A 16,342-nucleotide genomic window follows, 5' to 3' on the forward strand; every position below is an offset into this window, starting at 1 on the left:
CGAGTAGGCGCATCTCAAAGCTCTCTTCCCACGTTTGGTAAAATGGGAACACAGCCGCGTCGTTCACGCAATCACGGAAGTCCGATATGTCGTCGCAAGCGCGAATTCTGATGTGCCCGCCGGACCACTACGGGATCGAGTACGAGATCAACCCGTGGATGAACCGGTCGCTCGGGGCCGTGCGCGCGCTCGCGTTCCGCCAGTGGCAACAGCTCCACGACACGCTCGTGTCGCTCGGCGTTAAGGTCGAAACGATGGTCCCACAACCCGGGTTGCCGGACCTCGTGTTCACCGCCAACGCCGGACTGATATTCCACAACACGTTCCTGAGCAGTCGGTTCCGCCACGAAGTTCGAGCTAAGGAGTCGCCACACTTCGATGCGTGGTTCGCGGAGCACGAGTTCACTGTCACTCACCTACCAGAAACCTCGTTCCACGAAGGCGCGGGCGACGCACTGTTCTGTGGCGACACGCTGTTCGCGGGGTACCGCACGCGGTCGGACGCGAGCGCGCACCAGTGGGTCGGTAAGACGTTCGAGGTGCGCGTGCTCCCGCTCGAACTGGTGAACCCGCGGTTCTACCACCTCGATACGTGTTTCTGCCCGATCGCGCCGGGCGAAGCGATCTACTTCCCGGATGCGTTCGACACCTATGGCAAGCGCGTGCTGCACACGCACGTACCCAAGCTCATCCCGGTCGCAGAAGAAGAGGCGTTCCGGTTCGGGTGCAACGCGGTGGTAGTCGGCAAGACGGTCGTTCACAACAGCCGGTGCCCGCGCTTGGCCGAAGACCTGATCCGCGCCGGCTACCGCGCAATCGAAGTGGAGTTGGACGAATTTCTCAAAGCTGGCGGCAGCGCGAAATGCCTCACCCTGCGGCTCGATGGCGAAGAAGCCGCAGGGTGGAAATACAGTGAACAGCAGAGTTAAAGTGACATACGGAGCAGGTCACAAGCTGTTCGACCGGCTTCCCCGATCGCGGCCTGAACGATTCGCGCGGCGTCGATAGGACCGTCTGTGGCCCGTACCAAACCCGGCACGGTCTGATCGAATGCTTGTTCGGGTTGATGGCGGAGCGCCGTCAACAGTGCAACTGTATCCGCGCGAACAACGTCCCCGCGTGTGCGCAGAGGGGCCTCGCATCCCGCAACTACTGCACGAGCAGCGAGACCGCTGATCGTGTCATTATCAACGTCCGCAACGAGCGTTTCTGCGGCCAGCGCGTATGCGACTCCACCACCCGGGACCGAACCTGCGGCAATGGCCGCACGGACCGCATGCACGGCGTGAACCGCCCGAAGACAAAGAACCTTTGCATCGCCGTCCGTTTCTCCGCGAACGATAATCGTTTCGTTCCGCCCCCTCGCACCGGTTCTTTCGCCGTCACTTACCGTGGTACTAGGTGAATTGCTCGCGCCCCCATTGTGGACGTGAATAATCCCGTCGGGACCGGCGCGAGCGAATGCTTCCACGACGGCGGCTCCGATCTCCACATCTCCACCAACAGCGGTCTCTGCGATGCGCCTCACTTCATCCACGGAATACAGCAAACGGGCCGAACCGTTTACCCACTCAGCCGGACGCGCGGTGGCGACGTCGATCGCGCCCGGTAAGTTCGAGAGCCCTTCTACCGGCAGTCGATCAAGGGCGGCCTCTACGATACGACAGGCGATCAGCACAGCGTTTTTTCCACCGTCTCCGAACTCGTCGTACATGAAGCGATACGCCGACGCGAGGCAGTTCGCAACGCTGGCGTGAGCGCCCGAAAGAGACGAGAAGCGCCTCTCAACCTCTTGATCGTCGAAGGGCGGACCGAGACGCGCGTAAACTTCGGCCACGTCCTTCGCGACCGCGGTGACGGATGCGCGAAGTTCCTCGGGTGTAACTCGCACGAATTCCCCATCAATAGTGGAGCACGATCTTCGGGGCGGGTTTGTTGCCGCGTTTGTCGAGTGCAATGCGCGTGGCTGTGGCTCCGACCGCGAGCGCGTTGCACAAGAGTGCGAGGTACAGCCATGTCGTCCGTTCGACGTTGTAGGCATTGTACGCCTGCCCTTCTTCGTACTTCAGCGTGTCCAATTTGGAGGGGCTGGGTTCTTTCTCACGGCGCTCGGCAAACTTATCCGAAATCTGTTTCTGAATGGCTCGCTCCATGCTAAAGCCGTTCGCGATTTGCCACAGCAGGAATAATAGAGCAAGCGCGGCGCCCCCCAAGACAATCGTGTTGCGCCACGGCCACAACTTCACGAGCGGCGGCACCTTTCTCGGGTCGAGCGTCCCCAGTCCGCGTTCGGCCCAAGCAAAGGCCAGTGCAGTAAATAAAAGAGAGAAGAACGGAATCAACAGCGACCAGTCCCCGTTCATCTTGTCAATCCAGTCACTCTGAGCTGCCGCATTCTGCTCAAACTTGAAGTTGCGATTCGGGCTGAGCCCGAACATCGCCCCCCACGGGCGCTGCGAATACACGGCCGAGTCGCCCGCATAGCTCCCCACCCACGGGAAGAACGACAGCACGAGCACCACTGTCAGCAGCGCGGCCGGGAGCCACGCGACCACCTTCGGCGAAATGGTGATCCCGCGCGCGTGCGTGTAGCCGGCGAGTTCGGGCTTAGCAGCGTGCGAAGACGGGAGGAAGCCGTCGGGAGCCGGCGGTGCGGGCGGAACGTACCCCGGAGGTGGGGTCGGGACCGAAGCCGCCCCGGGTACCGGCGGGGGAGTTGGTGGAACGGCCCCCGTGGGAGGGGCTGCCGCGGCGCTCGCGACCGCCGCAGCCGCTTCAGGCACGACCGCGGCAGAGTACCGCGCGGGTGTGGGGAACGATCGACCACAGTTCGGGCACGTTGCTTCTTTGCCGGCCGTATCGTCGGCCACGGTCACGCCGCTCATGCAGTGCGGGCAAATCAACCGCATATCCGCTCCTACCAGTGAGTTTCAAGCTCTTTGAACACCGCCGGGAGATAATCGAGTAGATCGGTCGCGTTGAGCGCGGTTTGTCCCAATACGGCCGCGCCGAGATCACCGGCCCGACCGTGAACCCACGCGCTCAGAACGGCCGAGTCGAACGCGCCGAGTCCCTGGCCGATGAGCGCGGCGATGATTCCCGAGAGTACGTCCCCGCTCCCGCCGGTCGCCATACCCGGGTTGCCCGTCGTGTTGCGATACACGTTCACGCCGTCGGTCACGACCGTCCCGGCCCCCTTGAGCAGCAACACGCCGCCGAACCGCGACGCAAAATCAACAGCTTGGTCCTCGCGCTCGCGGTCCCCTATGGGCACCGGTTTTCCGGTCAGTCGTGCGAATTCTCCCGGGTGTGGGGTCAACACGAGTGTCGTGGTTCGTTTCGTGAAATCGTCTCGAAACGGAGACAATGCAAATAATCCGTCTGCGTCGAGCACCACTGTGGCCCCGGGCAAGTCCGCGAGCACTCGGCGCACGAAAATGACGGTCGCGTCGTCGCGCCCCAACCCAGGACCGATGGCCACAACGTCCGCGGCCCGCGCCAGCTCGACCACTTCCCCCGAAGCGCTATCGCCGAACGTGCCGTCTGCGTGCTGGCGAATCGCGAACGTGGTGTACCCCGGGTATGCGGTCGCTATGACGGGCTGCACCTCGGCCGGACACGCGACCTGCACCACCCCGGCACCACTACGAAGCGCGGCGCGCCCGCACAGAACCGCGGCGCCGCTCATACCACGGCTCCCGGCGACAACCAGCACCTTGCCGTAAGTCCCCTTGTGGCCGTCGGGCGCGCGACGCGGCAGCGGGGGGACATTTCGCACCGTAACGCTCATCGCCATCCTCCGCACTCACATAGGGTTATACCGCACCGGCCGGCCCGCGGACATTGAATTGGCACCCGACGAAAATAGACGGCTATGCTATCCGGTATCCCATTCCGTATCGCGCTCCCCAAATGCACGAGGTGCCGATGTCACCCAACGACCTACTCGCCAGCGGCTACCGGATGGGCCGACAGATGGTTCACACGATGACGGACGATCTCACCGCGCCCGAATTCACTCACCAACCGGTCCCGGGTACGAACTCGGCCGCGTGGATCGTCGGGCACCTCGCGGTCACCGCGCGCCGAACGGCGGAGCGGCTCGGTGCAAACGACCTGCCGGAGTTGACGGAAGAGTTCGTCGGCCGGTACAGCGTGACGAAGAAAGCAGCGGAGGTACAAACCGATTTGGACGGCAAGGACGATCTGCTGAAACTACTCGATGTGTGTGTCGACAAGCTCATCGAAGCAATGCGGACACTTCCCGTGGAAGCGCTCTCGAACCCGCCCGCGAACCCCAGTCGCTTCGCCACCAACTACGGCGAGGCCGTGCTGTTCGGTGCGATGCACTTCACGATGCACTGCGGTCAGCTCTCGACCATTCGCCGCAGCTTGGGCAAACCCCCGGCCGTGTAAGCCATCAGCGTCAAGGTGCGGTGCCTGTCGTGGGTGGCGGGTCCATCCAGTTCTCGAATCGCAAACCGGGAATCTGTTCGTAGCCCCGCCGGTTCGCGGTCAGTAACAGCACGTTGTTCGCGAGTGCAATGGACGCAATTTTCTTGTCCATTGTGCCAATTCGGATTCGCGCGAACTGCTCGAATAGTGACACCGCTGCGTCATCGAACGGTGCAATTACGAACTCGGCGAAGAACTCGAACAGTCCGGCCAATTCGCGGTACGGCCCGATTTGACGGCGCGGCTGTCGTTCTTTCGCGATCGCAGCCATCCACCCGCGCATTTGTTCCTCAACTGTTACAACTGCAATACCGATATCCTCATCCCCGGCAGTTGAGAGCCGGGCAACAAGGTGATCGCGCCGAGTACCGTGGGGCATCCGCAGAACGGTCACGTGGTCGGTGTCGAGTAGGATCACTCCGAATTCCCCTCGCGCCCCGCACGCCGATCCGCTTCTCGCGCGGCTTCGATTTCGGCTTCCATCTGGCGCGTGAACTCATTATCCCCCGAGACCCCAACTACGCGCCGCCAGTCTCTCTTTCGGCCCGTCTTTTCCGCTTCCTGTTCGGCCATTTTCTTTTCGAGCATCTCGATCCGCTTCGCGAGCGCTTCGAGCGAAAGCTCTGCCATGAACATCCCTCCGAAATAAGCTGCCCTCACAATACCACAAGTACAGTAACGAAAGCAGCGGAAACGAACGCGCCCGCGGTACCAACCGCGGGCGCGTCCGTTTTGCGACAACCGGTCACGCAGTCACTTCGGGGTTAGTCGCGGTGAACGTGAGCGCGTCGCGTGAAGCGTCGCGTGAAGCGTCGCAGTCGACCGTGACCGTACCGCCGTCGACGATCTCGCCCTTCAGCAGCATGCGAGCGAGGGGTGTTTCCACTCCCCGCTGGATCGAGCGCTTCAGCGGCCGCGCGCCGTAGGCCGGCTCGTGGCCCTCGCGGACGATGTGGACCTTCGCTGCGTCCGTGAGCGCCAGCGTGATCTTCCGCTCGGCCAGGCGCTTGCGCAGGTTGCCGAGTTGGATCTCCACGATCTTCGTGAGGTCCGCTTCGGTCAGCGCGTGGAACACAATGATCTCGTCCACACGGTTCAGGAACTCCGGCCGGAAGCCTTTCCGCAGTTCCTCCATGACCGCGTCCTTCATGCGGTCGTACACCTCACCGATGTGCGATCCCTTGTACTGTAGGATGCGCTGGCCCCCGACGTTCGAGGTCATCACGACGATGGTGTTCTTGAAGTCCACCGTGCGCCCCTGCCCGTCGGTGAGGCGCCCGTCGTCGAGCACCTGGAGCAGCGTGTTGAACACGTCCGGGTGGGCCTTCTCGATCTCGTCGAACAGCACCACCGAGTACGGCCGGCGCCGCACTGCTTCCGTGAGCTGCCCTCCCTCGTCGTACCCCACGTACCCCGGGGGCGCACCGACCAGGCGCGAGACCGTGTGCTTCTCCTGGTACTCGCTCATGTCGATGCGGATCATCGCCTTTTCGTCGTCGAACAGGAACTCCGCGAGTGCCCGGGCCAGTTCCGTCTTGCCCACCCCGGTCGGCCCGAGGAAGATGAAAGACCCGATCGGCCGGTTCGGGTCTTTCAGCCCGCTCCGCGCGCGAACGACGGCTTCGGACACCGCCCGCACCGCCTCGTCCTGGCCGATAACACGCTTGTGAAGTTCATCCTCGAGGTGAAGCAACTTCTCTTTTTCGCCCTCCATGAGCTTCGACACAGGCACCCCGGTCCACCGGCTCACGACGGCCGCGATTTCCTCCTCACCGACCTCCTCCTTGATGAGCTTGTTCGCCTTATCGCGTGCGAACGCCACTTCCGCCCCAGCGAGCTTCTTTTCGAGTTCCGGGAGCTTGCCGTACTTCAGCTCCGCAGCCCGATTCAGGTCGTACTGGCGCTCCGCGCGCTCGACCTCCTGCTTCGTCTGTTCGAGCTGTTCGCGAATCACCTGCACCTGCTGAACGGCCTGCTTCTCGGCCTGCCACCGGGCTTTGAGTGCGTCCGCATCGGCCTTCAGGTTGCCGAGTTCGTGTTCCAGCTTTTCGAGCCGGTCGCGCGAAGCCCGGTCCGTTTCCTTTTTCAGTGCTTCGCGCTCGATCTCCAACTGCATCACGCGCCGGCTGATCTCGTCCAACTCCGTCGGCATACTGTCGATTTCGGTCCGTAACTTCGCGGCCGATTCGTCCACCAAGTCGATGGCCTTGTCGGGTAGGAACCGGTCCGAGATGTAGCGGTTGGACAGCACCGCGGCCGAAACCAGTGCAGAGTCCTTGATGCGCACCCCGTGGTGAACCTCGTACCGCTCCTTCAGCCCGCGCAGGATGCTGATGGTGTCTTCCACCGACGGCTCGCCGACGAACACCGGCTGGAACCGGCGTTCCAGTGCCGCGTCCTTTTCGATGTGCTGCCGGTACTCGTCCAGCGTGGTCGCGCCGATGCAGTGCAACTCACCGCGCGCGAGTAGCGGCTTCAGCAGATTGCCCGCGTCCATCGCGCCTTCAGCCTTCCCCGCGCCGACGATCGTGTGCATCTCGTCGATGAACAGGATGATCCGGCCGTCGGACGACGTGACTTCCTTCAGAACCGCTTTCAGGCGCTCCTCGAACTCGCCGCGGTACTTCGCCCCCGCGATAAGCGCGCCCATGTCGAGCGCCACGATCATCTTGTCTTTCAGCCCCTCGGGTACGTCCCCTCGGACGATCCGCTGCGCGAGGCCCTCGACCACGGCGGTCTTACCGACGCCGGGTTCGCCAATGAGTACCGGATTGTTCTTCGTCCGGCGCGAGAGCACCTGCATGACACGGCGGATCTCTTCGTCGCGCCCGATGACCGGGTCGAGTTTGCCGCGCTGGGCGAACTGCGTGAGATCGCGCCCGTACTTCTCCAACGACTGGTAGGTCTCTTCCGGGTTCTGTGACGTGACGCGCTGGCTCCCGCGCACCTCCTTCAGCGCAGTAAGCAAGCGGTCGCGCGTGAGACCGAACTCGCGGAGCGTCTTCCCCGCAACGCCGGTGTCATCAGTCATGGCGAGCAGCAGGTGCTCGACCGAGACGTACTCGTCCTTGAGCTTCTTCGCCTCGCCCTCGGCCGTGTCGATGAGTTTGATGAGGCGCTGCGTGAGGCGCGGTTCGGCGTTCGTGCCGGTTACCTTGGGCTGTTTCTCCAATTCACGCTGGATCTTGATTGTGACCGCGTCGGCCGAAACCCCAGCCTTCTCCAAAATGGCGGGTGTAAGTCCCTTCTCTTGATCGAGTAACGACAAGAGTGCGTGCTCGACGTCGATTTGCTGGTGATTGAACCTCGCCGCGAGTTTCTGTGCTCCGGCGAGGGCCTGCTGTGCCTTCTCAGTAAACTGGTTCAGGTCCATAAGTTGTTCCTCCTTCCCGGCCTCTCGAAATGGTTGGAGGCGGGCGTCGCACATTAGAGAGGCGAACGGCGGATTGGGTTCTTCGTGAACCGGAATTTCAGAGGACAGACGGCAGAGGACAGAAATCAGAAGACAGAAGGCCGACGAAAACGACGGCTTCTCTTGATACCTCTGTCCTCTGCCGTTGTCTTCTGATCTCTGGTGTCTGTCCTCCGACCTCTGACCAACGCGAGCCGGTCTACGCCCCTCGCGCGTTCTGCAGTTCCGCCAATTCATTGCGCAAGTTCGACCGTGCCCGTTGCTCGCCCTCCTCGAACATGATGGGCGTGTGGTACAACCGCGGTGCGGCGAGAAACCGTTCGAGCACGGCCGTCCGGCCCGCTCGGTACTCCGCCTCCGGCACCCAGGAATACTCCTGGCGAATATCGCGGGCGTACCGGGCGTAGCGTTCCTCGGAAGCCCCGAGAATCGCGAGATCGGCGTCGAGCAGCACGCGCGTGTCATGGTCCCCGGGGGCCTCGGCCGCGTGCGCGGTTGCCCAGATCATACGCACGATGCGCTCGATGGCCGAAGCCGGTACCCCGATCGGGCCGAGTAAATCGACCGCGAGTTCCCCGCTCCGTTGCTCATTATCTTTCGCGCGCGAATCGTATACCGCGTCGTGGAACCAGATCGCCAGTTGCAGCGCGTTCGGGTTCTCGACGGTCGGCGCCAGGCGCTCGACCACCCGGAACATCTCGTTGAGGTGTTCGAGGTTGTGGTAGTGCCGTTCCGGGGCCGAGTACGCGGCCACGAGCACGTCGAACGGGGGATATGCGTCTGTGGGTGCCACGCGGTACTGGTCGAGCGTCCGCACCCAGCTCTTTTGCATCGACGCCAGTCGTTCGGGCGAGACCATAATGATTGGTGACTCCGGGTGAGGGGCGCGGCTCGTGCTTGCCGCGGCGGTCCGGCCGCGGGTATAGTTTAGTTACACACTTCGCGCGTGTCCGGGCGCGGTTCGGACTCAAAGGCACTGCCACTGTCGGAGCGTTGATGGTCGCCGCACTGCCGCCCGCCCTCGAACAGCGGCTCGTCGCGCTAGTTCCGCGCGTGCGGGCGCTGCGCCTGGCGCGCGGCGCCAGTTTGTGCCTCCTGGCGGCCGTCGCCGCGACCGCCCTTGTTCTGCTGCTCGATACCCTCTTCGAGCTATCAGCGAACGCTCGCGCGTTGTTCATCGCGGTGTGGATTACGGGGTTGGGCGTACTCGTGTGGCGCCTGATCGTGCGACCGTGGCAGGCCGAGATCCCGCTCGCAGACGTGGCCGACGAACTGGCGAAGAGACTGCCAGAGTTGTCCGAGCGCCTCCGCGTCCTTGTGGGAGACGAGCACGTTGAAACGTCCGACGCGGTGCGCGCGGCACTCACGGAGGACACCGCCCGGCGCGCCCGCACGGTCGATTTTGAACGCGCGATCCCTTCGCACCCGGTACTCCTGCGCGTTTGTGGCGCGCTGCTGGCGCTGCTCAGTTTTCTGATGATCGCGGGGCTGATCCCCAACAGTGCGGACCGGATCAAGCGCGTGGCGATGCCCTGGGTCCGCCCGCCGGACGCGGGCATCCGCGTGGTGGTCACGTCCGGTGAGCCGGTCGTGCGGCGCGGCGGACCGGTTACGCTCACCGCGTTCGCGGAGAAAATCGACAACCGGGCACTCGTGCGCGCGCCGGAAGGTGCGACGCTGCTGTTCCGCAATCACCCCAGCGGGTCCGAGTACCGTCTCCCGATGATCGCGGACGATACGGGCGCGTTCCACGTCACGCGCGCGGAGGTGCCCGGCGACTTCGAGTACCGCGTTCAGATCGGTAACGCGACGAGCGAATGGCTCCGCGTTACCGCGCTCGACGCGATAGAACTGGCGGAAGGAACGCGCATCGAAATTACTCCGCCCGCTTACGCCGCGTCGTGGCGCAAACAAACCGTCGCGGGATTCGTGAGCTTCGACGCCCTCGGGTACAGCACCGTCACCCTTCAACTGAAGTTCACGCACCCGGCCGCAAGTGCGCACGTGGAGTGGCGCCGCGGCGAAGACAAGCCCGAACCGATCTCCGTGGAACTCGCGCCGGACCACCTCTCCGCTACCGCAACGGTCTCCGTCCTCGGGCGCGAAAGTAGTACACTGCGGCTGGTTCTGCTGCGCGAAGAAAATGGGAAGAGGCTCCGTTCGTCACACACCATACACGCCCGCATCACACACGACAAAGCGCCGTGGATCGAACAGGTGTCCGGTGTCTCCCCTCACCCGCGCACCGCGCGCCCGGGCACCCGCATCGCGATCGACCTCGTTGCCGGCGACGACATGAACGTCTCCAGCGCCGTGTTGGAGTACGCGACCGGCCCCGCCGACGCGCCGGTGACCACGGTGCCGATACCACTCACCCCCTGCGGCCCCGCACGAGTGACCGGGCACCTCGATTTCGACCTCGCGCCTATGGCCCACACAAGCGGCCCTATCCGCGTCCGCGTTCGCGTGACGGACAATCGGCGCCTCGGTACGGACAAACTCGGCCCGCAAGAAACGATCTACCCCACGACCGGGTGGAGCGAGTTGCGGATCGCCGCGAACGCGCCTCCGATCGAAGAACAGGACATTCTGTGTCAGCGCGACGCGATCCGAACTTCGGCCGAAGCCGCACTCCGGACAGTACGCGAGGCGGAGGAACTCACACGGGCGGTCCGAACCGACGCGGCCGGGCACTCGACACTGGCCCCCGATCACACCATTCGGCTGAACACGGTCCGCGAGAAAGTCGTTCGGGCCGCGGAAGTGCTGAACGATCTCGCGCGCGAAGCCGCTCTCGCGCCCGAGCTGCGGGCGCTCGCCTCAACAGCGCACGAAATCGCCGACCACGATCTTAAAAGCACAGAAGAAGCGACTCGCAAGATCGAGTCCGACGAAGCGGGTCGGGCGGACACATTCGCGACCGCGCTTGGCCACTTGGGAGCCGCGGGCACCAAGTTGGACGCGCTCCTCGCGCGGAACACCAATCTCGCCCGCGACCGACTCGATCGCGCGAAGCTCAGTACACTTGCCGCGGACCAACTAACTCTCGCCACGGCTGCCCGAGCCGACGCGAAAGACGCACTCGCCCGTCAACGAGAACTGTTTACCCGGCTGAAAGCCCTTCTCGCCGAGAGCGCGCCCCTCCGTACCGCCGCCGAAGGCGCCAGGGGTACAGAAGCGCGCCGGCTCGCTCAGGCGCTGTTTGAATTTTCGACACAGTTACGCGACCTCGACGCGGCGGCCCGCCAGACCTCGATCGACGCACAAGCCACGATCCTCGAACGGCTCGCGCACGACCAAGAGTTACTCACGAAGCGGGCCGCGCAATTGTTCGTGGAAATCGACACCGCGGCGCGACTGACCGGGTCCGCACCGCCCAAGATCGACGACTTCCGCCGCGTCGTGGACCTCGCCGCGCGCGGGAAGACGGTCGAGGCACTGACTGAACTGGAGCGCCAGACCCAGGCGCTCGAACGAATCGCGCTCGAATTCGACAGGTGGGCCGCGGACCGGATCGATCCCCAGAAGGGCGCGAAGCAACTCGCGCTGTGGCAGGACGACCTCCTCACGCGCCTCAAAACGGCGACCAAAACGGTCCCGTTCGACAAGCTCCCGGAGAGCACGCGAACAGCCTTCCGCAACGAACAGAAGGCGATTCACACCGGTCTGGCCCAACTCGCGCTCCCTCCGGATGCGTCAATCAAGTCCGTGCGCGACAGCGCCGCGGTCCACACCGGCACTGCGAACAGGAGCCTCGCAGGGACCGGCGCGGGGGCGCCGGCAGCGATGAAACTCGCCGTTGACGCACTCAACCGGCTCGCGGAGAAAACGCCGCCGGTTGCGGACCGGCTCGCGAAAACGCTCCGCGCGTTCGAGAAGCTCCGGCCCCCACAGGACACGCTCGCGAACGAGATCGACCAAGCGTTCCGCGGGTCCGAGGGGCAAGCCGCCACACCCGTGCTCTTGAAGAAGCTCGCGTCGCTCGCCGAGCGCCAGCGGTCGCTCGGGCCAATGATTTCCGCGCTCGACCTCCCGGGGCTGGGCGAGCGCCAGGCGCGCGTCACTTCGGCCGTGGCGCTCGCTGTTGCCGACCTGCAAATCGGCACCCCCTTTGATATTCAGGCGTCGCAACTGCTGGTCCGCCGTGAACTCGACCGGCTCAAACTCGTCCTCGAAGGGTTCGTGCCGCCCGACACCAAAGCGGACGAACTGTATCGCAAACTCACCGCCCTCGCCGACGCCCTTGACGCCCACGGCGCGAACCTTACGACCAAGCTCCTCGAACCGGCTGGGCCGGTCGTGCAAGACGTGCAAAGGCAACTGGAGCGCCTCACGGTCCCCGAAGCGCCCGCCCTTCTGAACGACGCAAGGGCCGCGTTCCTGGGCTTCGATTCGTGGTTCCGCAACGATACAAAACCGGACGAAGCCCGGCGCCACATTCGCGCCGCGGCCAACGCGCTGGAACAACTCAGCGGCCGACTCAGTGGTGCCGAAACCGACCTGGAGCGCGTGCAGCGGCTCGCCTACAACCGGCGCCTCGCGGTCGCACGCGCCAGGGAACTGTCCGATGCCAAGGCACCGTTCAACCCGCCGGCTTCGGAAGAGGCGGGGCGACAACTGGTGCGCGAGGCGGAAGAACTCGTTCACACGCGCGTCGGCGTCGCGGGTCAACTAAACAAGAAGCGCGTGTTAGACCAGTACGCGCGACTCCGCGCGAAGACCGAACCGGACCGGCTCGCCTCCGACCAAAAGGCGCTCGCGGAGGCCCTCGACGAACTCGCGGCGAAGATGGCCGACGTTGCCGCGCTCGCCACATCTACTGGCACCAGCGCGCCGCCGGCCCCACCAGAAATCGACACGTACTTGCCGTCTCGAACGTTCGCCGAAGCGCTCCGCGGGCTTGTGAGCCAGCAGCGCGCGCGCCACGATCAGCTCACAGGTTTCGCACAAGCACTCGCGGACCGGCTCCGACCGGCGCCTATTAACCCGTTTCCCGGTCTCGAAGCGAGCCAGCGCGCGATCGCGGCCGAGCTCCTCGTGCTCGCGCCCGAGGCGGGGGAACTGAAACTGCAATGGAAGGCCGCGGCGAGTGTGGCCGATCGCCTCCACGTTGGCGACGCACGCGGTGCGATCAAAAGCGCAGAAACGGCCGTCGACCTTCTCAAGCAACTGGAACGGTCCGGTGCTGGGAAGCCGTGGGGCCAGCGCGCAACGGACCTCGCCGCGCGCCAGGGAACCGTCCTCGGAGCCGTAACGAAGCTCGCCGGCGCCTCGAACGCCGCGACCGCGCAACAGATCGTGCGTGCGAAAGAACTCGCGGCTCGGGCCGCTGAACTGGCCCAAGCGCTGGAACTGTCGGCGAAAGGATCGGACCCGCTCGACGAAACGACGAACGTGATCTTGGAGGCCGTGACACAAGCGGCACGTGCGGAAAAATTGCTGATCGAGGCCGTCCGAAAAGCCGAGGCGAGCGAGATCCGAGAGGCCGCGAAGTTACGGGCCGATGCCGACGCGCGGATTCGGGCCGCGTACACGCGCATCTCGGGAGCGTCTCCGGTAGGCCCAACGAGCGCGAGCGATCTCGGCGTCGCGCTGCGCGCGGCGGAAGTCGCGATGCGTTCCGCCCTCGTCAACCTCACGTCCACTCCCCCGACCTCGGCCGAGAAAGCAATGCACGCCGCCGCGGACGCGCTCGGGACCGCCTCAAAGAGCGTGAACCTCTCGAAGTGAGGCGGCGGCGCGCCCGGGCTCATTTTCACCCATCCGCACGGGAAATCACGTCCGGCGCCGATTCACGCACACGGTCCGAAATCGATTGGTGCTCGCGTGCGCGCCGGGTACACTTGCGCCACCTCTCCGGCCCACACCCCACTGAGACACCATGTCCACCGTCACGCACCCACTCGAACCCCTCACGGCCGAAGAGGTTCGCGCCGCGGTTGCCGTTCTCAAAGGCGCCGGGCGCGTCACGCCCACCACGCGGTTCGTTTCGATCGGCCTCGAGGAACCGCCGAAGGCCCTCGTTCACACCGGCGACCGGGCCGCGTTCGATCGCAAGGCACTGGCGGTGCTGTTCGATAACGCTACGAATTCCTGCTACGAAGCGGCACTCGCGCTCGCCGAGCGCAAAGTGCTCGCCTGGAAACACGTCCCCGGCGCTCAACCGACGATGACCATCGACGAACAGGTCGAGTGCGAGCAGGCCGTGCTCGCCAGCCCCGAGTTCCGGGCCGCACTCAAGAAGCAGTACGGTGTGGAGGACGTGTCGCTCGTGATGGTCGACATCTGGAGCGCCGGGAACTACGGCGAACCCGAGGAGAGCGCACGCCGGCTCGCCCGGCCGCTGTGTTTTCTGCGTTCGGACCCGACCGACAACGGGTACGCGCGCCCGATCGAGGGCATCCGGCCCGTCGTCGATCTCAACGAGATGAAGGTGATCCGCGTCGAAGAATACGGGCACTGGCCGCTCCCGCCGCTCCCGGGCAATTATGCTGCTGACCGCGTGCCGAACCCGCGGACCGATATCAAACGCTTGGAGATCACGCAACCGGACGGCCCGAGCTTTCAGGTGGACGGCTTCCAGGTGAAGTGGCAGAACTGGAACTTCGTCATCGGGTTCAACGCGCGCGAGGGGCTGACGCTTCACCACCTGCGTTACACCGACGGCGGGCGAGAGCGCTCCATCTTGCACCGCGCTTCACTCACGGAAATGGTCGTGCCCTACGGCGACCCGACCCCCACGCAGTTCCGCAAGAACGCCTTCGATGTCGGCGAGTACGGCATGGGGATGTGCACGAACAGCCTGACGTTGGGGTGCGACTGCGTGGGCCACATCCGGTACTTCGATGCGCACCTGGTGACGAGCCGCGGAGAACCGCTCACGATCACGAACGCGATCTGCATGCACGAAGAGGACGCGGGCACGCTCTGGAAGCACACCGACCGCAGGCTCCCGGACCGGCCCGAGGTTCGGCGCTCGCGGCGCCTCATCGTGTCGAGCGTCTCCACCGTCGAGAACTACGAGTACGGGTTCTTCTGGTCACTTTACCAGGATGGCAACATTCAACTGGAAGTGCGCCTCACCGGAATTCTCTCGCTCGGTGCCACGCAATCAGGTGAAAAACCACCGTATGGCACGATGATCGCGCCGCAACTCTACGCCCCGGTTCACCAGCACTTCTTCAACGTGCGGCTCGATTTCGCGCTCGACGGGATCAACAACTCGGTGCAGCGCGTGGACGTGGTGCCGGACGAACCCGGACCCGCGAATCCGCACGGCAACGCCTTCCGCGCCCGCTCCACGATACTGGAAACCGAAAAACAGGCCCGCGATCACCTCAAACTGGAAACCGCCCGGACTTGGCGCGTGGTGAACCCCAACGTCCTCAACGCGGTCGGCGAACCGGTGGGGTACAAGCTCCTCCCGATGGACAACTCGCTCCCGATGGCGAGTACGGATGCGTGGTGGCGGCGCCGGGCCGGGTTCGTGAACTACCACGTGTGGGTGACGCCGTTCGACGCGAGCGAGCGGTTCGCGGCCGGTGACTACCCGAACCAGAGTACGGGCGGCGACGGACTGGTGAAGTGGACCGAGCGGGACCGCCCCATCGCGAACACGGACGTGGTGCTCTGGTACACGTTCGGGCACACTCACATTCCGCGCCCGGAAGACTACCCGGTCATGCCGACGGCCACCATCGGCTTCCTGCTGAAACCGAACGGTTTCTTCGCGATGAACCCGGCCAACGACCTCCCGCCGCCCACCAAAGTGGCCGCAAAGGGCACCTGCTGCCACTGAGTGAATCACCCGCGCACCGTCTGATGGTTCCCAGGAGTTGGGCGAGTCGCGCGTACCAACGAACAGGAGAAATCGGCTCCAGACAATGAATCAAGGGCATCCCGGATTGGTCAGTTGCGTTGTGGCGCTTCGACCCGCAGTACGAATTCAATCGTTGGAAACAGACGAATGATGCCAGTCCCTTCGCATCTGAACGGGTTTGTGGTTCCGAAAGACTCGCAAGTCGATGAAGAACCTCTGGACGCTTGGATTCGGTGCCCTTGTGGCGCCAACAATTTCGCGTTTCATTACCCGGGCAAAACGGTCGAATACGAGGGGCGGCCATACGCTGCGGGCGTGATGGTTGATGGGAACTGTTTCTTCCTTGTTCGGTTCAAGTGCATTAGTTGCGGCCGCGACGAATTGCTATTCGATCAGGATTTTCACGGGTGGAACGGGTGGGTTTGCCACCGTCCTGAAAAAGCGGCACTCCCTCGCCCCTCGCTTACCCCGTGGCGCTGCCCGTCCTGCGGAAGTGAAGTGCATCAAGGCAGCGTCCGAGTGTGTACGGAGGGCCGAGATGACTTCGCCGAATTTGCTGCGGATGCCATACAGTTTCCGATCGAGCGATGGCCGGACGGGTTCGGGTGGTTCGAGGTCTGCACCGAATGTGTCTGCTGTGGCTTGGCTCTCGTTCC

The 16,342-nt window shown here is 64.2% G+C and carries 11 protein-coding genes; 4 read left to right on the top strand and 7 right to left on the bottom strand.

All coding sequences use genetic code 11. From position 1 onward, the window contains the following. Positions 1-86: 86 nt before the first annotated feature. Positions 87-929: a dimethylarginine dimethylaminohydrolase family protein gene (locus VT84_RS31825; protein WP_082842348.1), complete on the top strand. Its 843-nt coding sequence runs from the start codon at positions 87-89 to the stop codon at positions 927-929. Here VT84_RS31825 and VT84_RS31830 read toward each other — a convergent pair. The 3 genes from VT84_RS31830 to VT84_RS31840 are packed head-to-tail and all read right to left on the bottom strand — an operon-like array spanning position 926 to position 3,790. After that, the gene (locus VT84_RS31830; protein WP_082842349.1) at positions 926-1,891 is read right to left on the bottom strand and encodes a hypothetical protein; all 966 of its coding nucleotides are present in this window, start codon (positions 1,889-1,891) and stop codon (positions 926-928) included. The genes VT84_RS31825 and VT84_RS31830 overlap by 4 nt on opposite strands. A gap of 10 nt (positions 1,892-1,901) precedes the next feature. Continuing rightward, complete coding sequence (locus tag VT84_RS39780) at positions 1,902-2,909, bottom strand: hypothetical protein (protein ID WP_082842350.1); 1,008 nt, start codon at positions 2,907-2,909, stop codon at positions 1,902-1,904. An 8-nt stretch (positions 2,910-2,917) separates the two neighbouring features. Beyond that, positions 2,918-3,790 (bottom strand): NAD(P)H-hydrate dehydratase, encoded by an 873-nt coding sequence (locus tag VT84_RS31840; protein ID WP_082842351.1) that lies wholly within the window; start codon positions 3,788-3,790, stop codon positions 2,918-2,920. Positions 3,791-3,927: 137 nt separating this feature from the next. Between VT84_RS31840 and VT84_RS31845 the strand changes: the two genes are divergently transcribed. After that, positions 3,928-4,416, top strand: coding sequence for a DinB family protein (locus VT84_RS31845; RefSeq protein ID WP_162271907.1), 489 nt, complete (start codon positions 3,928-3,930; stop codon positions 4,414-4,416). Between the two features lie 10 nt (positions 4,417-4,426). Here VT84_RS31845 and VT84_RS31850 read toward each other — a convergent pair whose 3' ends face one another. The 4 genes from VT84_RS31850 to VT84_RS31865 all read right to left on the bottom strand — a co-directional run bounded on the left by VT84_RS31850 (position 4,427) and on the right by VT84_RS31865 (position 8,726). Continuing rightward, positions 4,427-4,873, bottom strand: a complete 447-nt coding sequence (locus tag VT84_RS31850) for a type II toxin-antitoxin system VapC family toxin (protein ID WP_082842353.1) — start codon at positions 4,871-4,873, stop codon at positions 4,427-4,429. Then, the gene (locus VT84_RS31855) at positions 4,870-5,085 is read right to left on the bottom strand and encodes a hypothetical protein (protein WP_052557367.1); all 216 of its coding nucleotides are present in this window, start codon (positions 5,083-5,085) and stop codon (positions 4,870-4,872) included. Before VT84_RS31855 ends, VT84_RS31850 begins: the two co-directional genes overlap by 4 nt. Before the next feature lie 115 nt (positions 5,086-5,200). Next, a complete protein-coding gene (clpB, locus tag VT84_RS31860) occupies positions 5,201-7,828 on the bottom strand; it encodes an ATP-dependent chaperone ClpB (RefSeq protein ID WP_082842354.1) in 2,628 nt (875 codons plus the stop codon). A gap of 238 nt (positions 7,829-8,066) precedes the next feature. After that, the gene (locus VT84_RS31865) at positions 8,067-8,726 is read right to left on the bottom strand and encodes a hypothetical protein (protein ID WP_052557371.1); all 660 of its coding nucleotides are present in this window, start codon (positions 8,724-8,726) and stop codon (positions 8,067-8,069) included. 137 nt (positions 8,727-8,863) lie between these two features. Between VT84_RS31865 and VT84_RS31870 the strand changes: the two genes are divergently transcribed. Continuing rightward, positions 8,864-13,597 carry a hypothetical protein gene (locus VT84_RS31870; protein WP_082842355.1) on the top strand — a complete coding sequence of 1,578 codons (4,734 nt, stop codon included), beginning with the start codon at positions 8,864-8,866 and terminating at the stop codon, positions 13,595-13,597. 151 nt (positions 13,598-13,748) lie between these two features. Continuing rightward, entirely contained in the window at positions 13,749-15,665 is a 1,917-nt protein-coding gene (locus VT84_RS31875; protein WP_082842356.1) for a primary-amine oxidase, read from the top strand. Positions 15,666-16,342 lie beyond the last annotated feature (677 nt).

The sequence above is a fragment of the Gemmata sp. SH-PL17 genome, assembly GCF_001610855.1.
In the GTDB taxonomy this organism is placed as follows: Bacteria; Planctomycetota; Planctomycetia; order Gemmatales; family Gemmataceae; genus Gemmata; species Gemmata massiliana.